At 34.4% G+C, this 20,155-nt stretch carries 18 protein-coding genes; 2 read left to right on the forward strand and 16 right to left on the reverse strand.

Features of this window, described 5'->3' with window-relative positions:
* Positions 1-92 precede the first annotated feature (92 nt).
* The 16 genes from mngB to AB1282_RS23885 all read right to left on the reverse strand — a co-directional run bounded on the left by mngB (position 93) and on the right by AB1282_RS23885 (position 17,256).
* Positions 93-2,693: a mannosylglycerate hydrolase gene (gene mngB, locus AB1282_RS23810; RefSeq protein ID WP_429900733.1), complete on the reverse strand. Its 2,601-nt coding sequence runs from the start codon at positions 2,691-2,693 to the stop codon at positions 93-95.
* 15 nt (positions 2,694-2,708) lie between these two features.
* A complete protein-coding gene (mngA, locus tag AB1282_RS23815; RefSeq protein WP_429900735.1) occupies positions 2,709-4,646 on the reverse strand; it encodes a PTS 2-O-a-mannosyl-D-glycerate transporter subunit IIABC in 1,938 nt (645 codons plus the stop codon).
* A gap of 132 nt (positions 4,647-4,778) precedes the next feature.
* A complete protein-coding gene (locus tag AB1282_RS23820; RefSeq protein ID WP_429900737.1) occupies positions 4,779-5,522 on the reverse strand; it encodes a MurR/RpiR family transcriptional regulator in 744 nt (247 codons plus the stop codon).
* A gap of 90 nt (positions 5,523-5,612) precedes the next feature.
* The gene (gene mreC / locus AB1282_RS23825) at positions 5,613-6,353 is read right to left on the reverse strand and encodes a rod shape-determining protein MreC (RefSeq protein ID WP_429900739.1); all 741 of its coding nucleotides are present in this window, start codon (positions 6,351-6,353) and stop codon (positions 5,613-5,615) included.
* A 271-nt stretch (positions 6,354-6,624) separates the two neighbouring features.
* A complete protein-coding gene (locus tag AB1282_RS23830) occupies positions 6,625-7,020 on the reverse strand; it encodes a VOC family protein (protein WP_335474115.1) in 396 nt (131 codons plus the stop codon).
* Positions 7,021-7,224: 204 nt separating this feature from the next.
* Positions 7,225-7,614 carry an 8-oxo-dGTP diphosphatase MutT gene (gene mutT / locus AB1282_RS23835; protein ID WP_429900741.1) on the reverse strand — a complete coding sequence of 130 codons (390 nt, stop codon included), beginning with the start codon at positions 7,612-7,614 and terminating at the stop codon, positions 7,225-7,227.
* An 81-nt stretch (positions 7,615-7,695) separates the two neighbouring features.
* A complete protein-coding gene (locus AB1282_RS23840; protein ID WP_429900743.1) occupies positions 7,696-7,818 on the reverse strand; it encodes a hypothetical protein in 123 nt (40 codons plus the stop codon).
* 190 nt (positions 7,819-8,008) lie between these two features.
* Positions 8,009-8,791 carry an ABC transporter permease gene (locus tag AB1282_RS23845; RefSeq protein ID WP_429900745.1) on the reverse strand — a complete coding sequence of 261 codons (783 nt, stop codon included), beginning with the start codon at positions 8,789-8,791 and terminating at the stop codon, positions 8,009-8,011.
* A gap of 6 nt (positions 8,792-8,797) precedes the next feature.
* A complete protein-coding gene (locus AB1282_RS23850) occupies positions 8,798-9,601 on the reverse strand; it encodes an ABC transporter permease (RefSeq protein ID WP_429900747.1) in 804 nt (267 codons plus the stop codon).
* On the reverse strand, positions 9,598-10,575 hold the full coding sequence (locus AB1282_RS23855) for an ABC transporter ATP-binding protein (protein WP_429900749.1): 978 nt from the start codon (positions 10,573-10,575) through the stop codon (positions 9,598-9,600). Before AB1282_RS23855 ends, AB1282_RS23850 begins: the two co-directional genes overlap by 4 nt.
* Positions 10,576-10,744: 169 nt before the next feature.
* Complete coding sequence (locus AB1282_RS23860) at positions 10,745-11,956, reverse strand: exo-beta-N-acetylmuramidase NamZ family protein (protein ID WP_429901218.1); 1,212 nt, start codon at positions 11,954-11,956, stop codon at positions 10,745-10,747.
* A 216-nt stretch (positions 11,957-12,172) separates the two neighbouring features.
* Positions 12,173-13,543, reverse strand: a complete 1,371-nt coding sequence (locus tag AB1282_RS23865) for a PTS transporter subunit EIIC (protein ID WP_429900751.1) — start codon at positions 13,541-13,543, stop codon at positions 12,173-12,175.
* Between the two features lie 436 nt (positions 13,544-13,979).
* Positions 13,980-14,717, reverse strand: a complete 738-nt coding sequence (locus tag AB1282_RS23870; protein ID WP_429900753.1) for an IclR family transcriptional regulator — start codon at positions 14,715-14,717, stop codon at positions 13,980-13,982.
* 244 nt (positions 14,718-14,961) lie between these two features.
* On the reverse strand, positions 14,962-15,663 hold the full coding sequence (locus tag AB1282_RS23875; RefSeq protein WP_056475896.1) for an amino acid ABC transporter permease: 702 nt from the start codon (positions 15,661-15,663) through the stop codon (positions 14,962-14,964).
* Between the two features lie 60 nt (positions 15,664-15,723).
* A complete protein-coding gene (locus tag AB1282_RS23880; RefSeq protein ID WP_429901220.1) occupies positions 15,724-16,455 on the reverse strand; it encodes an ABC transporter substrate-binding protein in 732 nt (243 codons plus the stop codon).
* 78 nt (positions 16,456-16,533) lie between these two features.
* Entirely contained in the window at positions 16,534-17,256 is a 723-nt protein-coding gene (locus tag AB1282_RS23885; RefSeq protein WP_429900755.1) for an amino acid ABC transporter ATP-binding protein, read from the reverse strand.
* A gap of 232 nt (positions 17,257-17,488) precedes the next feature.
* On the opposite strand from AB1282_RS23885, the gene AB1282_RS23890 reads away from it, so the two are divergent.
* Complete coding sequence (locus tag AB1282_RS23890; protein ID WP_429900757.1) at positions 17,489-18,871, forward strand: hypothetical protein; 1,383 nt, start codon at positions 17,489-17,491, stop codon at positions 18,869-18,871.
* A 308-nt stretch (positions 18,872-19,179) separates the two neighbouring features.
* Positions 19,180-19,653, forward strand: a complete 474-nt coding sequence (locus AB1282_RS23895) for a hypothetical protein (RefSeq protein WP_429900759.1) — start codon at positions 19,180-19,182, stop codon at positions 19,651-19,653.
* Positions 19,654-20,155 lie beyond the last annotated feature (502 nt).

The following is a 20,155-nucleotide window of genomic DNA, read 5'->3' on the forward strand; positions in this document are numbered from 1 at the left end:
TATATGAATCTATCACAATTAATACATTCATAGTTCTACTTCCTTCCATATAAAAAAGACACTAAAAAGTTAGTGCCTTCTTTACTTCAGGTTTAAAATAAAATCGATTTAACTTGATTTGTTCTAACATTTATTCTTACTTGCTGATCATTTACAGAAACCTCTTCTTTTACTTTTTCATTTAAATTAACTGTGTATACCTGATCAATCTCATCATTAAATTGCAAAAAAGCATACTCTTCATTTTCCGATGAATTATACAACCGTATAATAAATTTATTGACTCTTTCAGCCTTTTTCAATGTACTTAAAACAACATTTTGGGAACGCTCTTTAAAAAAGCTAAACACCTCTGGAGTCTTCACACCCGATTCATTCAACTTCATAGCATCAAAAGGAATCTTATTATAAGCAACAATCGGAGTTAAATACTCCTTAGCAATCCTCGCAACATTCTCTTCCTTAATATATGTCGCAATTGCAAATTCCAACGACAACCTTCCAATCATCTGAGAATCCGGAGTAGGCAACTTAATCCCAGAAGGTCTCCCTGGTCTACGAACCATCTCTTCCTTCCCAAGAAAACCAACACTCCTAAACAGAGTAATAGCGATCGTATCAAACTTTTCACCAACAATCTCATACTCCCTCGTACTATTTGTTAAAACACTAACTCCGTATTCATCGTTTACTAAACCAACATAACTCAACATAGGATAAATCGAATCTGGGCGTTCGTCCCAACTTTCTTCCTCCCAGACATGAATTGCTGGATCTACAACATCTCGTTTTATTGAACCAAATTGGTTATCCGATACTGAAAAAGCTGAAGCAATACCCGTTGGAATTAATACTCTTAATCTATGATCCTTTGCTTGATTATTCACTTCTAATTTAATATCAAGTCTCGGTTTATGATTCGGAACGTTGACTACAATACAAATATCAACAGAACCATCCATTATTTGTTCTTTACGTTTTTCTATATTAGAAGGAACAGCCAAGGTATATTTAATATCAATCGTTGCGTCATATCTATTTTGCTGAACTTTAGTCTCGGCATGAACTGAATCACTATAAATTAACTCCTCATTTAGAAGTGGAGAGTAATCGTACTCATCTCCATCATCGCCACCATTTTCTAAAAGCAGGACATTAGTAAAACTTTGCTCATGTTGCTTATCAAAAATATTCAAAGTTCCATTTGAATTAACGCTAATCTTATAATAATCAGTTTCAATCTCATTCGTAGAATAAGTTATCTTCTTTAAACCTTCATCACTTTCTTCTACAAAATATGTTTTATAACCCATTGATGGAATCGTATCCTTTAGTTGGATTGTATACTCAATAAAAGGATCATAGTCCCCATAATGAACTATTTGACGATCGATTAACCCTGGATCAGTAATCTTACTTTCGATAATCTCAAAATCTACTTCATTAGACTTATGGTCTACTAACTTAAATGATTTTAATTTTGTCATAACACTAGTAGTCACAACTTCAGTTCGCTCATAAGGAAGTAAGTTAAATAGTGTCACACGATCATGTTCATTAGAAGTATCCATCGAGTCAACAATTTTACGTTTATAAAAGTTGATTAATTGATCAACTTTTTCTTCAGCTAAATAAAAACGGTTTAGAATTTCTCTATGTACTTTATCTGAACAGCAACAGCCAATACTATCATGCGCATGGTTTTTCATAATCTCTTTCCAAATTAATTCAATCAAACCATGGTGATACTCAAATCCTAAACGATAGGCGATTGATGCAAGTGGTTCTAAAATATTGGTGATTTTATTCTCAATTCTAGTATTCGCTGCTTTAATATCCATTCTAGTCGAGTAAATACTACGATGAACACGCATGTACTTCCCATCTAAAAATTCACCTTTCAATGTATCAAGGTCTTTTTGTGCTTCTAGATTTTCAAAAACATTTTCATATTTACTTAAGAAAAATTCACGCTCTGGATATAGTTTTTTTAGCTTTTCGATAACGGTAAGAATATTCTTTTGAATAGGCATTTGATCATGACCATTCGGTAAGATAATATGTTCCGTTGTTGCACCACGATCCAGTACCGTAAAATACTTATCAATTCTATTTTGCAGTGCTTCCTCATCCTCTGGTAAATACTTGCCAATCGCATAACCAAGCGGAAACAATTGAACTAACACTTTTGAACCATCATCTGTCTCCCAATAAAATTCTGTTTTGTCTGTACCATGACGTTCAGATGTCCCTCTCCAAAAAATTGAATACTTAATATCAAACCCGTTTAAAATCATCGGCATTTGAGCTGATTGTCCAAATGAATCTGGAAGATAACCAATTTTCATCGGTACTCCAAACTCTTCGCAATCCTTCATTCCATACAATAAATTACGAACGATTGACTCGCCACCAACAATCATTTCATCAGTTTGCGTATACCATGGTCCAATAATTAATCGACCTTCTTGAACTAGCTTTTTTACTCGCACTTTATTTTCTGGTTTTACCGCGAAATAATCTTCTAAAATCGCAGTTTGCCCATCTAATATATAGTAGGGATAATCTGAATTTGTTTCTAACATCTCCATAATTTCTTCCATATTATTAACTAGTAGAATTCTAGATTCTTCTGTTGTAAAATACCATTCTCTGTCCCAATGCATATGTGGAACGATATGAACTTTTTTCATTTTATGCCTCCACCCTTACGCTACATTTTGTTGTGATGATTTTACTTGTATGTCTTTAACGATTTTTTGTTTTCTTGTCATGATTAGTAAAATTGTAGAAATGACTGCTCCAATTAAGGCCGCTCCAAACCAAATACTTGCAGCTACTATAGCTGGTTTTCCTTGAAGTAAAGCTAATGAAAAAATCCCAGCACCTGGAACATTTAAACCAATATTAAAGTAAGCAACAATCGCCCCTGTTACTGATGAACCAGCAATTAATGAAGGAATCACTCGAAGTGGATCATTAATCATAAATGGAATTGCCCCTTCTGTTATTCCAGCTAATCCAAGTAACCAAGTTTGTTTACCAATTTCTTTTTCTTGTTCAGAAAATAGATGTTTACCTATTATCGTTGCTCCTGTTACCGAAAACGCTGAAACCATTTTGACAGATGCAAATGCTGCATAAGGTACGATATTTCCGCTCGCCATTGCACCAATACAGAATGTGTAAGCAGCTTTGTTTACTGGACCACCAAGGTCAAATGAAACCATAGCTCCCAAAATTGCTCCAAGTATGATCGCGTTTGTCCCACTCATTCCATTGAGCCAATCAATTAATCCTTCGTTTAAGAAAGCTAATGGTTTACCAATTACAAATAGCATAATTGAACCAACCACTAGTGTTCCTACTACAGGATAAAACCAGAAACTAACAAAGCCCGCAAAAGTCCCTTTAGGTTTAACTTTAACTTTTAAATATTTTAAGAAGTACCCTGCTAGTAATCCTCCAAGCATACCTCCTAAAAATCCACTGCCGATTAAATTAGCCGCGACCCCTGCTGCAAAACCTGGCCCTAATGCTGGTTTATCCGCAATCGAGTACGCCATGTACGCTGATAAAATCGGAATCATGATTTGTCCTAATAGAGAACCACCTAATTGGCGTAATAACCATAACCATGATCCTTCTGCGGCATATACATCTTGAAGTCCAAATGCTTGAGCAATAAAGACTGCCGCTGCTAATGTCATACCACCCGCTACAATGACAGGAATAATATGAGAGATTCCTGTTAAAAGAGAATCCTTAATTTCTATTTTAATAGATTTACTTTCAATTTCATGCGGTAGCTCTTCCATTTTACCCACTCCAGATTTAGGTGTAGTTTCAACTTTTTGGAGAGCTTGTTCTAAAATACCTTTTGCATTTCGAATTGGTGCAGCTACAGATGTTTTAACTTTTGGAAGATGCTTGAATCGCTCTTCATCTTTTACCGCAACATCCACCGCAAATACAATCGCATCAGCCTTTCTAATCAAATCAAACGAATGGCGATCTTCAATTCCATTTGCGCCTTGTTTTTCAACGAATACATTAATGCCTAATTCATTACCCGCTTTCACAAGTGCTTCCGCTGCCATATATGTATGTGCAATGCCAGCTGGACAAGCTGTAATAGCTAATACTGTTTTATCACCATTTGGAGAGACTTTCAGATTAGTAGGTTGTAAAGGTGCATCAAGACGATCAAATAGTTCTTTAGTTGTTCTTGCATGAAGTAAATTATTTTTATACCCTTCATCTGATAATCTTGTAACCAATTCAGCTAATAAAGTAAGATGCGTAGTGCCTTCCTCTTCTTTTGGAATCGCCAACAAAATAACTAATTCAACTTGATTACTTGGATCAATACTTACCCAATTATTCATTGGTTTCTCAAGCGTAACAACCGCAAACGAAGACTCTTTAACAGATGATGATTTGCCATGTGGAATTGCTAGCCCACCTTCAAATCCAGTAGGTGATAAATCTTCTCTTTCCATCACCGCATTGTAAAACTCTTCTTCAGAATGGATTTTCCCTTCTGTTGCCAACTTTTTAACTAAATATTTTATGATTTCTTCTTTAGATGAAAATGACATTTTTGTACTGATTAAAGCTTCTGAAGTTAACTTTTTTAATCGCATTCTTGTAACCCCTTTCATTAGTTAGTGGACTACTTTTGTTTCATCATAGCAAAAAAAAAATAAGAAGCCGGAAACTTCTTATTTTTACACAGTTTTTAGTAAATTTTTATTTTTAGTGTGTATTTATACACATCATTTTAATGTTTTCCAGTAATACTCTGATAAGGATCTAATAACGAACAATAAAGGTGTTTTATCCGTTACATTGTATTCATTCATTTTTTTATTAGGAGAATAACAATACAAGTTAACGTCAGCAATTTGTTGTAAAGGATTTTTACTAAAATGAGTAAGCGATATTAACTTTATTCCCTTAAACTTTGCTAATTCCGCAACATCTAATACTTGAGCTGTTTCTCCAGATAATGAAATTAAAAAAAGTAGATTATTCTCTTTAGAATCAAATTTAGAAAGCTCATATAAGACATCGTGTCGATGAATATAATACTCCGCCTGTTTACCGACTACTTTCAAATTTTTTATCATCATCTCACAAAATGGCGCAGTATCCCCTACACCAAAGAAGAGTACCCTACGTGCTTCCTGAATCATTTTTGTCGTAAGAGAAAGCGTTTTTTGGTCAATTAGTCCAATTGTTTTATGAATGTTGTATGTGGGACTATCTTCCTCTGAAAAATTATCTTGCTGAATTATTTCCTCTTTTAAACTATTCTTCATCTGAGAATATCCATCAAAACCTAATTTTTTGGATAATCTCGTAATCGTATTCGGAACCGTAAAAAGCTGAGCAGCTAAATATTGAATTGAAAAGCTAATAACTTCCTCTTTGTTATTAAGGATGAACTCGACTATTTGATCATCCGTATCGTTTAGCTTATATTCATATTTTTGAATCCTTTCCTGGAATTGTAACATTAACATACACCTACTTTTATGTACTGGAATTATTTATGCAAAAAAGAGAACAACTCTAACATTGTTCTCTTTTTCTATTGTTCTTCCTTTTTATTTTTTACTTAATAATAAAATTACGTACTCTATGTCGTTTAAATCAAATAAAGGTTCAATATACGCTGTTTGATTTAGACCTAAATTATCAATTTTAACTTCTTTTACTTTACCTATTTCAATACCAGGTAAATAGATTCCACCTAAACCAGAGGTAACAATAATTTCATCAGTCTTTAATTTATCATTTACATTGAAAAGAGTCATTTTTAAATTGCCAGTTTTCTCATCTGCTCCTTTAATTAGACCTTGTAATTGATGATTATTTTTTGGTTGGACTGAAATATATGAGTTATATTTCACCGCACTTAATAATTCTACTATTGAACTATTCTCTGAGACTCCGATTACTTTACCTACTAGGCCTTGAGATGTTATTACATTAGTATTTATTTTCACACCATTTTTAGAACCTTTATTAATTTCAACAAAGCTGTTCCAAGTATCAAAATCTCTTTTTGTGACGATCGCTACATCAGGTTTGTAACTTTGACTTTCTTTATTTAGTCTTTCTTTTAGCATTTTTAATTCTTTATTTTCAATATTAAATTCAGTTATATTTGCTTTTAAAGATGTTTCATTGCTCATTTTTTCTTTTAGATGATCATTTTCTTTTTTTAATTTGAGTAAATCACTTATATTGTTAGTGTAATTTTTGAATGTGTTGGTTTTTGAGAATAAATACACACTTGAAATAAGAATGACGATTAACACCGTAATAAAAATTAATTTTTTCATCGGATTATCCTTTTCTTACTTGTTATTAATATGAAGCAATGCAATTTAAATTTAAGAATACCATGAAAAATATCCTAAATAAGAAGGGGAATATGGCAATTTTGTGTTTGAACAATTTTAATAGAATCTGCTATTTATTATTCCCAATTGTTACCAAAATTTAAGAATTAAAAAATAAAAAGTCAACTGCCGACAGTTGACTTTTGTTGCTGTAAGTTATATAAATTATAGTTCAAATCAAACTTTTGAATTATCCAACACCCAAAAAAAATTACTTTGCATTAGCATCAGGTTGATGAATTCCAAAAATATTACCTTCAGTGTCAATGAAGTATCCTTGCCATGCCATTCCAGGAAGTGCATATTTAGGCATTGCTACTTTGCCACCATTTTCAACAATTTTAGCTTCCGTAACGTCGTAATTTTCTACTCCCATGGTACATGCATATCCATTTAATGGTTGGTTTGCTTCAGGAGGAGCACTTTGGCGCTGCATTAAGGCACCGTTAATTCCCATTTCGTCCTCATTGCCTGTCACTGCGCCAAAGTATGGCATCCCTGCATATTCACTCCAATCTTGAAACGTCCAACCAAATACCTCTCCATAAAACTTCTTTGCACGTTCCATGTTATCAACGTGAATTTCGAAATGAACTAATCTTCCCATATTTTCCTCCTATGTTTTACAAGAATTTTCCTTAACTCATCTAGTATGTACACTTTAGTTGCTTATTTATTATTATATGGGATATGGAAAAAAATTCAAATTCACATCGAGATATTTCTTTTATCATTTGTTCGACATCATTCTATATTACTTAGTTTTATCGTTAATCGATCAGCAATGACTTATATAATGGTAATTGATATTTTATATAATCAATTTTTCAACTGTAGGAAGGTCAGCTGGAGCCCATTCAAGTTTTTTTAACTCAGAAATTTCTTTCCATTCGATCTTCGCATGCTCATTAGCTACTGGCGTACCGCTTATAATCTTGGCTTCGTAAGTTATCAAATTTACAATTATATTTGGATACTCATGAATGACATTCTCAACTAATTCGGCTATAGATATTTCACAGCCTAATTCTTCATGTATTTCACGAACCAACGCCTCTTTAGGTTTCTCATCCTTCTCGATTTTTCCACCAGGAAATTCCCAGCTGTTTGGCATGCTCATTTCTGGTGAACGTAAGGCACATAGTATTTGGTTTTGATCGTTTCGAATGACTGCTCCGACTACTTTAATTTGTTTTTTCATTGTTTTCTAATTTCCTTTTTATTCAATTATATCTTATTATTCGCACAGTGCATTAGACAGCCTATCTAATTAATCATAATTCTATTTCTTTTCTAAAATTCGAATTACTTTTTCAATTTTAGCTAAAGTCTTACCCATTCCAAAATCTATTACTTTTGTGTGTGGCTGAGTGGATTTTCTTTTATTTTTTCGGTTTAATCCCATAATGCTCCTCCTTTCTTTATGATTTTTTTATATTTTAACAAAGAAGAAGTAAAGATTTATGCAAAAGTAAGGAGATAATGGGAACTTTTTAAACATCTTGTGTTTACTTTTAAAAGGTTATACTAGATTACTTACATTATTTCTTCCATTAAAAAACGCAATCCCCATAACTGGATTGCGTCCTCAATCTTTACGAACCTGTCGATCTATAATGTCTCACACCAATTTCCCATACTACTAAACAAGGTATGATAAAAATGATTCCTGCAACTGGAGCTAACATATATAAATATGCATTTCCCTCCGTTTTATCTAACAAATACATTAAAGGTAAGTAATTCACGCATCCAAAAGGAATAACAAATGTAAAAAACTTTGTTATCCATTTCTGATAAATATTTAATGGATATTGCGCCATCTCTCTTCCACCGTCTGTAAAAATATTAACCACTTCGAGACCTTGTATTGTCCAAAAGCACATCGTAGCAGCAAGGATAAAGATTCCGGTAAAAATAAAGACCCCGCTGATGATCATCAAAATAACAGTTACAACTTTCATTATGCTCCATTCAATGGAGAGATTATTTAATGCCCAAATCAAAACAATTAAACTCTGAAGCAATCTACCAATTCTAGTAAACTCGAATTTAGAACCCATAACCTGAACAATTGTACTTCTTGGACGAACAAGCACTCGATCAAAGCTACCGCTAGCTACTAGGCTAGAGAAATTATCAAATCCACGGGCAAAACATTCACTTAATGCAAAGGCCATATGGATAATCGCAAAACAAAGCGCAACCTCATAAAAAGTCCATCCTTTTATTTGTCCAAACCGTTCAAATAAAAAGTATAGACCAGCAAACATTGAGAAAGGGATTAAAAACTGACCAATTGTTAGTAGCCAAAAAGATGTGCGGTATTCCATTTGTGATTTAAAGAGAATAAGTAGATATTTAAAATATAGTCTCATATTTGGTCAACCTCCTTGGACCACGACTCTTCGTAAGGCTTTATTAAAGGCGATTCTTCCTAGCCAAACAAGTAAACATAGCCAAACAATTTGTACAACGATACCGATTAAAGCATCATTTTGTGGTATATTACCAGAGTACACTCGAAACGGAAAATCAGCTGTCCATCTAAACGGTAGGAAATTAGCTAAAGTTTGAAGCCACGTTGGCATTAATGGAATTGGAATTGTTAATCCAGAAAAAAATTCACCAATTACCCCAAACAGTAGCAAGGAGCCGATAGGAGACATTGTCACAAATACTGAAATATAAATGAACATAGAAATCGAAACAAGAAGAAGTAAGCCAAAAATAAGGGCAAACAAAAATAACACAAAGGTTAAAACACTTGGTGGTAACGTCATTTTATAAGGTTGAGGTAATAAGAATGCAACAAGTAGGATCGGGAAACACCGTAGAATTGCACTCGACAAGCGTTGGGCTAAAAGTTTTGAATACCAAAATCCGTATATTTCGCATGGTCTACAAAGCTCATATGCGATATTCCCAGTTGTAATTAGATCAAAAAGCTCATTATCACGAAACCACAGCATAATGAAAGCTAAAAAGGATTGTTGTAACCATAAGTATGTAATGATTTCTTTTAAGGAGAGTGGTTGAGATTGTACTGTTTGACTATAAAAAGCTTCAAAGATCATGATGTACATAAATCCCCAGAAAAACTGTGTTGCTACCCCCGCCAATGCTGCCGAACGATATTGCATTCCGTTCAATAATCGTAGTTTTAGTACGGATACGTATGGCTTCATATTTGAAACTCCTTATATAAATCTACGATAATTTCTTCAATCGGTTGTGCCTCAATTGTCACGTCAAGTAGATCAACCTTACTGGATAAACTGGAAATCACGTCAGATATTTTAACTTGTTCAATATCTAAACTTAAAATTGCCCTTTCAGGAGACCATGAAATCATTGTAGTTCCAGGAATTTTAAATGGATTTTGGTCCTCCTTATAATCTACCGTAATTGTTTTATGTGTCCCAAAATGTTTTCGTAATTCAGTCAAGTTACCATCGAATAATAGACTTCCTTTACCAATTAAGATTACCCGATCAGCTAAAGCTTCAATATCATTCATGTCGTGTGTTGTAAGGATAACGGTAACGCCCTTTTCTTTATTTATCCTTTTAATGAACTCGCGTACGGCAATTTTTGAAACGGCATCTAGCCCAATTGTCGGTTCATCCAAAAATAAAATTTTAGGACTATGTATCAATGATGCTGCGATTTCACAACGCATCCTTTGTCCTAAGCTTAATTGTCGTACAGGTGAGTGTATAAGACTTTTTAAATCGAGTGTTTCAATCAGTAGATCAAGATTTTCTTGATATTCGTTTTGAGGAATTTTATAAATATCACGGAGAAGCTCAAACGAGTCTATGACGGGTACATCCCACCACAATTGAGATCGTTGCCCAAAAACAACGCCAATATGTTTAACATAGGAAGCTCTTTCCTTCCATGGAGTGTATCCCATTATGTTACACGTCCCTCGATCTGGAACCAATATTCCGCTCATGATTTTTATCGTCGTTGACTTCCCTGCGCCATTCGGACCAATATAACCTACGATTTCCCCCGGTTCAATAGAGAAAGAAATATCATTCAACGCTTCAACAATCGTATGCTCACGATAAAAAAGCCCCTTCACTGCCTGCTTCAATCCAGATGAACGTTTCGCAACCTTGAAGGATTTACTTAAACCATCTACTGTAATCAATTTTTTCGCCTCCTAACATTTTTTGACTGGAAGAAAAATACTATCATCATAATATCGGCACGTCAATATTTTTTTCAGTTTATTCGGTAATTTTAGAAAAATAAATTTTTACAAGTAGATGGCAACAAAAAAAGCATGAAATCAATTAATCTCATCCTTTTTTAGGAAATCACTTATATATCAAATACTTTTTTCGAATCTTTTTAAATTGATCCAGTTCGCTTTGGTATTTATTCATGATGTCTGTAACGGAAGCTCCTTCATTAATCATTGGTCTAATCCAGTCGTTTCCGATTGATTTATCAAAGAAGTTGTTTGATAGAAATTCGAAGTCATTCGGGTACATGTCATGAATTGTTTTAATGATATGAAGTCCTGTTGAGGCCGCTTCAAATTTATCACGATCAGTGACAAAGATTTCAACACCATGGCTTAGTATTCCCGTATGTTTCGAGAATGTTGGTATAAATGAAGCCGCTCTGAATTTCACACCCGGAAGTATTAATGCGTTTAGCTTAGCTGCAAGGTCTGTTCCATTAATATATGGTGCGCCAATTATTTCAAACGGCTTGGTTGTTCCGCGTCCTTCTGACACATTTGTGCCTTCTATTAGACCTGTTGCTGGATAAATAAATGTTGTTGAAACTGTCGGCATATTAGGTGATGGTAAAACAAAAGGTAATCCTGTATCGTCGTAATCCATGAAACGTTTCCAGCCTTTCATTTTGACGACTTTTAAATCTGCTCCAATTTTATATTCTTTATTGAAGAAAGTAGCGAGTTCTCCAACTGTCATTCCATGCTTCGCTGGAATTGGGTACATCCCAATAAAGGATGAGGAGTCAGATTCGAGAACAGGACCATCAACTGAAAGTCCACCTAGTGGATTCGGACGATCAAGTACTACAATTGGAATGTTATTTTCTTTAGCCGCTTCTATTGCATAAGCCATAGTGTAGATATATGTGTAGAGGCGAGTACCTACGTCCTGTATATCAAAGAGAAGTAAGTCTACATTTTTAAGCATCTCAGCTGTTGGTTTATTTGTTTTTCCATAAAGACTGTAAACAGGTAGTCCTGTTTTATCGTCAATATACGATTCGACATAACTTCCAGCCTGGGCATTACCGCGAACGCCATGCTCAGGCCCGAATAAAGCTGTTAGTTCGATAGCAGGGTCCTCGTACAACAAATCAACAATGCTGTTTAGTTTTGAGTCAATACCCGTTGGATTGGTAATTAAGCCGACTTTCTTCCCTATTAAAAGTTCTTTCTGATCAGCTAAAAGGACTTCAATTCCAGGAGTTACTTTATTCTTTTTCTTATTTGCAGAAACATCTTTTTCGATAGGCCATGCACAAAGGGTAAGTACTAGAATCATAATCAGCAAATATACTCTTTTCAATCTCTCCCCTCCTTTACTTATCGGGTAACTGATATAGATTTTGATAAACTCAAATTTTTAATTATAGCTGTAGCTAACATTCTTCACTTTTTTCTCGTCTTTTATGACAAATAGGGCTGCTAAATCAGCAGCCCATTCTTTTTCAAATCATCTATAGTACCGTTAGTTCTCCTACTAACATGTTAGCTTAAATTACTTGAATTCAGCAGCCATCTCATCTTTAAATCCAAATAAGTAAGTAAAAATAAAGCCAGCTACATAAGAGATAATAACTCCTGTTAAGTATAGTAAAATTTGATTCGTATGAACTAAGAATGATAATGGAAGTCCTGAAACACCGACTGCAATTGTAGCGATATGGAAATGAGCCTGAAATGCTCCGCCAACTCCGGCACCTAAACATGCAGTTAAGAATGGACGTCCTAACGGAAGCGTTACACCAAAGATTAATGGTTCACCGATTCCAAGCATTCCTGATGGAAGTCCCCCGCCGATTGCACGTTTTAAGCTTTTTTTCTTCGTTTTAAAGTAGATTGCAAACGCTGCTCCTACTTGACCCGCTCCACCCATTGCAAGGATTGGAAGTAATGGGTCATCTCCAATTTTGTTGATTAATTCAAGATGAACTGGGGTTAAACCTTGATGAAGCCCTGTAACTACAAGAGGCAGGAACGTCGCGCCAAGCACAAATCCAGCTACTACTCCACCAAAATCAAGAACATGTAGCAAGCCTTTTGTGATTGTATCCGATACAAATCCGCCAACAGGCATAAACACTAGGTACGTAAGGATACCTGTAATTAATAGCGCTATGGTAGGTGTGAGAATAATATCTAAAGATTGCGGTACAAATTTTCTTACTTGCCTTTCAACTAAAGCAATGAAGATTGCAGCAAACAGCACTCCAATTAACCCTCCACGCCCAGGAATAAGATTGTGCCCAAATAAAGAGATAACCGCAACTCCAGGGTTAATGACAAGAATACCTGCCAATGCTCCAAGCGCAGGTGATCCACCAAATTCCTTTGCTGCGTTTATTCCGACTAAAATTCCAAGATAGGCAAACAGACCCGATCCGATAACAGTTAAAATAATAGCTAATTTTGAGTCTGCAGCAAGCCATTCTGCTTGAACAATTGCTTTTGTAATACCAGTTATTAAACCTGAAGCTACAAGAGCTGGAATTAACGGAATAAATATACTTGCGATTCTACGTAAAAACAATTTAAAAGGCTTTGCATTCTTTCTATCAATCTCTGATTTGTTTTTGGAAGCTACTTCATTCAAATCAAAATCATCAGCAGCTGCAAGCAGTTTATCAAACTCTGCTGCAACTTTATTTACAACACCAGGTCCAAGTATGATTTGAATCGTTTCTTCTTCTACAACTCCTAGAACTCCTTCTGTCTTTTTAATCGCCTCTATGTCTACCTTTGAATAATCTTTCGACGCTACGCGTAGTCTTGTCATACAATGAGTGGACGACGAAACATTCTCCGCTCCACCCAAATGCTCTAATAATAGTTCAGCAAGTAATAAATATTTGCTAATCCCCTTTGCCATCTTTACATCTCCTTTTAAATTAATAAGTCAATTAGTTTAAAAGATTTAATCTAACCCCTTAAATAGATATGAATTAATTATGACAATAGTCGATGTTGCTAGATTGATAGTCTTTCAAAAATCGTTTATCCCCTCTCTTTCTTATCAATTTTATTTGTTCCAATTAATACACCGTAAAAAGTAAGTTTCATAGGTTATTTACCATAAACAAAATTTCGAATTTTATATTAAAGATATTGAAATTTTATTTTAAATTTTACGCTATTGATATCGCTTTTATGACAAGTTATTAATAGGAAAAAATATTAAATGGAAGAATTGATCATTTGGAAGAGGGTGAATCTTATTTAGATGCTTAAGGTAGTTTCCGATGAAGTATTGTTTATAAAAAAATAAACGCAGCCCATGTTACTGGAATGCGTCTATAAGGTATCTTCTATATTTTCCCTATTTTCTTTGAAATTTCTTCGGCTGCTTTTATGACTTCTTCGATTAAGAACGGTATACGTTCCTGAGTAAAACGAAATCCTGGTACATTCACGCTTAAAGCAGCAAGTACTTTGTTGTTATATCCAGTAATTGGTGCCGCAATAGCTGCCGTATCTTCTGTTTTTTCACTTTGACTGATTGCATATCCATTTTGCCGGATTTCAACTAGTTGCTGTTTTAAAGTTGAGATTGAATTAGGTGAAAGATTTAGCTGATCTAGTACTTGTTGAATTTCATACTCTTTCATATAAGCAAGAATGGTTTTATTGGGAGCACCAATATGTAGTGGAATTCGGATACCCAGATTTTCAGCAATTCTAATTTTTAAAGGACTGTCAATTTTATCAATTACAATTCCATCGATACCACTCTCAATGTTTAAATAGATACTTTCCTCTACATGGTTCGCCAAACGCTCCATTACTGGTCTTGCAACTGATCTGAAATCCAGTTTATCCAATTGACGGAGGCCAAGTTCCATCCATTTATACCCTAATTTGTAATGCTTGGTTTCAGGTATTTGGACAACAAGTCCATGTTGGATTAAAGAGTTTAGTAACCGGTGAAGCGTACCAAGAGATAGAGATGTTTTTTCTGCTAATTCGGTGATTTGCCAATTACTTTTGGATTCATCCGAATTTAGGATATCAATAATAAGCATAGCTCGGTCAATTGATTGGACCATGATCATAACTCCTATGACTCTTCACTTCTTATCTTGGGGAGTCTGTTCAAAAATCTGGGAATATTCCTCGTTAGGTGGATTCCCGTTCATAACGTACTGGTAATATATGTTACGTTTATTAAAAGATGCGTTGACTTGAATATCTCAGCTCTTCTTGTTTTCATTTCGAACTTGCAAATGAATAATTGTGAGAGTAATTTTTTACATCTATCATACAAGTTTATCGTCTGATTTTCCAAGTAATTTACAGCTTTATTGATTCTAATGATGTATTAGACTTATTTTTTCTAGTTTTTCGTTTTTTACCACGACTCACATCCAAAGAATCTTCAAGCTTTTTAACTCCAAACGTAATAATTAGTACAAGCGCAAGATAATATAAACCTACTACAATATATGTATTCATCTGTTCAAAGTTAGAGGCAGCCTCACTTAGTCCTGCTCCCCATAAATCTTGCATCCCTACATATGCTACAAGTGAAGAATCTTTTAATCCAATGATAAATTGATTACCAAGAGTAGGAATCGCAATTTTAAATGCTTGAGGTAGTACGATTCTTCTCATTGCTAAAGGTTGGGACATCCCAAGAGAACGGGCTGCTTCCAATTGTCCTTTGTCAATTGATTGAATTGAACCACGAAAGATTTCAGCAATATATGCTCCACTATGCACACCTAGTGCAATTGCACCAGCCCAAAACTGCGAAAATGTAATAATACTAGAAAGTCCGAAATATAAAATTGCGATTTGAACAATAAGCGGTGTCCCACGAATGACCGTGATATAGAGATTTGCAATATAATTAAGCACTTTAATACGGGAGAGTCTGAAAAATGCAAAAATAAGTCCTATTCCACTTCCCAAAATAGTAGATACGATTGTCAATTTTAATGTTAATAAAGTTGCCACTAAAAATACATGAAATGTATTTAAAAGTATATGCATGATGAACCTCACCCCTCATCTTGTCCTAATAGGCTCTTATTTTACGCTAGTATTCTATTATTATTTATCTTCAAGAATATTGCGACCAAACCACTTTTGACTAATTTTTTCATAAGTTCCATCTTTAATAATTTCATCTAAAGCCTTATTAATTTTCTTCTCAAGTTCTTTATCATCTTTCCTTACAGCAATTGCTTGATTATCGTGAGTTAGTGGAGTGCCAACATCTTTAATCTTAGCCTTTCCTTCTTTAATGACTCTAAAGCCAACCATTTGATCCGTAATGACAGCATCTAGTCTACCAGTTGGAATATCCATAATAGCCGTTAGATCACTATCGTAATCAACTACATTTTCTTTACCAGTATATTTAATCGCTAAATCTTTATATGGACTTGCTTTTACAACGCCAATTTTCTTTCCTTTTAAATCCTCAGCAGATTTGATTTTCTGATTTTTATCAGCAACAAAAATCTGAGAACCTGAAATATAATATGGATTACTGAAATCAACCACTTTTAATCGTTCATCAGTGATCGTCATACTCCCCAAAATTGCATCATACTTATTTGATATTAATCCTTGTACAATTGTTTCCCATGGGTTTGTTACTGGTACAGCTTTCATTCCCATTTTATCTGAAAGTGCTTTACCAATTTCAACATCAAATCCAGTAAGCTTGCCATCTTCTTTAAAATTAAATGGTTTATATAAACCACTCATCGCATAATGAAATTCTTTTGAACTCGCTTGATTACTGGTTTTATCTGCCCCACATCCACTTAGAAACATTGCCCCTGCTATCACTGAAGATAATAAAACACCATGCCAATTCTTTTTCATTACACATACCTCCATTATTTTTTAAAATTATAAAATACTATTAAGAAATTGTTTTGTTCTTTCATTTTGTGGATTTTCAAAAAACTGTTTAGGTGTACCCTCCTCTAAAATTAAACCTTCCTCCATGAATAAAACTCGATCCGCTACACCTCGAGCAAAACCCATTTCGTGAGTGACGACAACCATTGTCATTCCTTCACTTGCTAACTGTTTCATAACCTGAAGAACCTCTCCAACCAGTTCAGGATCCAAGGCTGAGGTAGGCTCATCAAACAGCATCACCCTCGGGTTCATAGCAAGTGCACGTGCAATCGCAACCCTTTGTTTTTGTCCCCCTGATAACATTTCTGGATATTCATCAGCCTTATCTGTCAGCCCAACCTTCTCCAACAAAACATAAGCAATCTCTTTTGCTTCACTCTTTTTCATTCCTCTAACATAAATAGGAGCTTCAATTATATTTTCTAAAACAGTTTTATGCGGAAAGAGATTGAAGTGTTGAAAAACCATACCAACCTCCGACCGTATTTTATTCAAATCTGTTTTGCCAGGTTGAACCAACACACCTTCAAAATAAATTTCTCCCTTATCATTAATCTCTAAGAAGTTTAAACATCTCAAAAGGGTACTCTTTCCCGATCCGCTTGCTCCTAATAAAACAACCACTTCTTTTTCTTTAATCGTTAAATCAATTCCTTTTAATACTTGTAAAGGCCCAAATGATTTACTTACACTTTTGATCTGAATCATATTGTTTCAACCCTCCCATCGAGTAATTAACAACACTTTTTTCCACAATGCGGAAACCATTTCTATTTTATTAACATTATACATAATTCTGATTATTCCGTCATTAAGTAATTTTATTTCGACAATTTAGTACAATTTTCATAAGTAAATGTTACAAATCTTTCCAATCACCCTAATCTAGGCGAATGCATATATTGTTATCCAATATATGTATCGAAAGGAGGCTATTCTCATGCATGTCGATTTAACAGCCATACATTGGCTTTATGTAGCATTTATAGGTTTAATTATTTTATTTTTAATTCTTAGACGTGACACTAGCTTAGTCTGCCTCGCAGGCATTTTCCTTCTTGGCCTAGTAGCAACTGAGTCACTATCTAGTTCAGTCAGCATCTTGTTTTCAAGTTTTATATACGCCATAACTGAATTACTTTCTACTATATTAGTAATCTCGATTATCGTTTCTATGAGTAAAGCTTTAACTGATAGTGGAGTGCATCAGGCACTCATCAGTCCATTTACAAAGGTGATGAGAAACGCCACACTTGCTTATTGGACGATTGGTATTGTGATGATGGTTGTCTCTTGGTTTTTCTGGCCATCTCCTGCAGTAGCTTTAATAGGTGCGGTTTTACTTCCAGTTGCTTTAAGAGTTGGGTTACCTGCTTTAGGTGTTGCGATGGCAATGAATTTATTTGGTCATGGTATTGCTCTTTCAAGTGATTATGTAATTCAAGGTGCCCCGAAACTTACAGCTGATGCAGCTGGCATTCCAGTTTCAGATGTTATACACGCTAGTATTCCACTTGTGATCGTAATGGGTGTTGTGACAACTGTGGTTGCTTTTTACTTCTTAAAACGTGATATGAAAAGAGGACTTTTAACAGTAGAAATACCTGCAGAAGATACGAAAGCTGAGGAGTATTTACTTTCTTCTACGCAACAAAAATGGATGGCCGCTCTCGTTTTCATTTTTTTCGCAGTAGATATTTGGGCAATGGTTCATTTCAATTTACAAGGTGGAGATGCAACAGCATTAATCGGGGGTACTTCACTAATAATCCTTTCGATCCTATCCATGTTTGGACATAAGAATAAAGGCTTTGAAGAAGTAACAAATTATTTAATTCATGGATTTAAATTTGGGTTTAAAGTGTTTGGCCCAGTTATTCCAATTGCTGCTTTCTTCTATCTTGGGGATAGTGGATTTACGGCGATTATAGGGGATTACTTGCCAAAAGGGTCGAATGGAATTGTGAATGATTTAGGTTTTGCTTTGGCGCATGCAGTACCAGTAAACCCTGGAGTTGCGGGAGTGACATTGACTACGGTTGGGGCAATTACTGGGTTGGATGGATCTGGATTCTCTGGGATTTCTCTTGCAGGTTCCGTTGCATCGTTATTTGCTACGGCGATCGGTCATGGGATTGCAACTTTGACTGCTATGGGGCAAATTGCGGCGATTTGGGTTGGTGGTGGGACGTTGATTCCTTGGGCGTTGATTCCTGCGGCGGCTATTTGTAATGTTAGTCCGTTTGAGTTGGCTAGGCGGAATTTAGTGCCTGTTTTGATTGGGTTGGTTGCTACTACTGTTGTTGCGATTTTCTTGATATAAAAAGTCTAAAATATAGAGTATCGTTCTCTGTGCACTTAACAGTAGCTGTTAAGTGCTTCTTTTTACTTTTCTATCCCCGTTTTTCCAAAAGTAAAACCCCAATTATCTATGAAAAGAAAAATATGACAATTCTATGAAAATACTCTATAGTTTATCACTTTGACACAACTATCTGAATTATCCCTTCGATATTCATGTTAAATTTAAATTGTGATATTACCTCAAATTCGGTTAGATAGAATCGAAAGAACATGCAAATGCAAAACCACATAAATTCACTAAAATATTAAAGCTATTGAGGTGATTAAATGACAAACTATATTGAATTAGAAAACGAAGAGATAATGTATCATGTATATAATTTAAATTGGTTACTTCCAAAAGATATTCAAGAAGATTCATTTGAAATTTTATATCAAATTAACCCCGACAAGACACATTTATTAATACCTAAGTATGGTAAATCCTGTTGGTTAAATGGTGTGTTATTAATTAAAAAAATCGGTTACCCAAATAATAAAATGGCCTTACCAAAATTAGCTAATTTATTACAAGATCGTAATTGGCCAGGTGCATTAGAATCGATAGAAATTTTTAGAGAAATTGGTAAAGAAGTAAGCGCCCCTTATATTAAAGTAGAAATTGAAAATGCTCTACAATGTAATGACGCTGATTGGTTAGAGCATCTTTTTTTCGCTTGTAATAGTTTATGTATTGAAAGAGATGATTTTAAAAACAAGTTAAATTACGACCAGATTGTAGATTTAGTAAAAGAATTATAGTATAAGAAATAAAAAAAACGATGAATTAAAATCGCCTCTTTTATTGAAGAGTTATATAAAAGTTAATCGTGAACTATAATAAATCCTAATAAAATGGCTGAGGTAAGTCCTATTTCTAGGATGATTTCTACCAACTGTAAATGAAAGGTATGAAAAATATATGGAAAACAACAAAATAAAATATATATCCTCTACTCTTGTTTATTTACTATTAACTTCAATATCAATGGCTATTCCTTTTTCAATTTTAATCCAACTTGAGCCAAATCAGCCGGAAACAATAAGGCTAACCGCTTTCGAGAGCCTAATTTTTTTTCCATTCTACTTAACTTGTATATTATTCCCATATACTTTTTTGGTACATTTAGCATCTTATATTGTTAAATTAATAATTAATAGGTTTATTGAAAAGATGAGGTTTTTGTTTGATATATTAATATTTGGTACAATTTCGATATTTTCTATATTTTTCTTTCCATTCGAATTTCAAAATCTAATTATT

It is taken from the genome of Gottfriedia sp. S16(2024) (assembly GCF_050473765.1).
In the GTDB taxonomy this organism is placed as follows: domain Bacteria; phylum Bacillota; class Bacilli; order Bacillales; family Bacillaceae_G; genus Gottfriedia.

Coding starts and splice junctions, on each gene's coding strand:
- AB1282_RS23865 (WP_429900751.1), bottom strand. CDS start 13,543: ATGGCAAAGGGGATTAGCAAATATTTATTACTTGCTGAACTATTATTA.
- AB1282_RS23885 (WP_429900755.1), bottom strand. CDS start 17,256: ATGATTCAGATCAAAAGTGTAAGTAAATCATTTGGGCCTTTACAAGTA.
- AB1282_RS23890 (WP_429900757.1), top strand. CDS start 17,489: ATGCATGTCGATTTAACAGCCATACATTGGCTTTATGTAGCATTTATA.
- AB1282_RS23880 (WP_429901220.1), bottom strand. CDS start 16,455: ATGTTTCTAAGTGGATGTGGGGCAGATAAAACCAGTAATCAAGCGAGT.
- AB1282_RS23830 (WP_335474115.1), bottom strand. CDS start 7,020: ATGGGAAGATTAGTTCATTTCGAAATTCACGTTGATAACATGGAACGT.
- mutT (WP_429900741.1), bottom strand. CDS start 7,614: ATGAAAAAACAAATTAAAGTAGTCGGAGCAGTCATTCGAAACGATCAA.
- AB1282_RS23875 (WP_056475896.1), bottom strand. CDS start 15,663: ATGCATATACTTTTAAATACATTTCATGTATTTTTAGTGGCAACTTTA.
- mngB (WP_429900733.1), bottom strand. CDS start 2,693: ATGAAAAAAGTTCATATCGTTCCACATATGCATTGGGACAGAGAATGG.
- AB1282_RS23860 (WP_429901218.1), bottom strand. CDS start 11,956: ATGATTCTAGTACTTACCCTTTGTGCATGGCCTATCGAAAAAGATGTT.
- mngA (WP_429900735.1), bottom strand. CDS start 4,646: ATGCGATTAAAAAAGTTAACTTCAGAAGCTTTAATCAGTACAAAAATG.
- AB1282_RS23850 (WP_429900747.1), bottom strand. CDS start 9,601: ATGAAGCCATACGTATCCGTACTAAAACTACGATTATTGAACGGAATG.
- AB1282_RS23820 (WP_429900737.1), bottom strand. CDS start 5,522: ATGTTACAATTCCAGGAAAGGATTCAAAAATATGAATATAAGCTAAAC.
- AB1282_RS23840 (WP_429900743.1), bottom strand. CDS start 7,818: ATGGGATTAAACCGAAAAAATAAAAGAAAATCCACTCAGCCACACACA.
- mreC (WP_429900739.1), bottom strand. CDS start 6,353: ATGAAAAAATTAATTTTTATTACGGTGTTAATCGTCATTCTTATTTCA.
- AB1282_RS23870 (WP_429900753.1), bottom strand. CDS start 14,717: ATGGTCCAATCAATTGACCGAGCTATGCTTATTATTGATATCCTAAAT.
- AB1282_RS23895 (WP_429900759.1), top strand. CDS start 19,180: ATGACAAACTATATTGAATTAGAAAACGAAGAGATAATGTATCATGTA.
- AB1282_RS23845 (WP_429900745.1), bottom strand. CDS start 8,791: ATGAGACTATATTTTAAATATCTACTTATTCTCTTTAAATCACAAATG.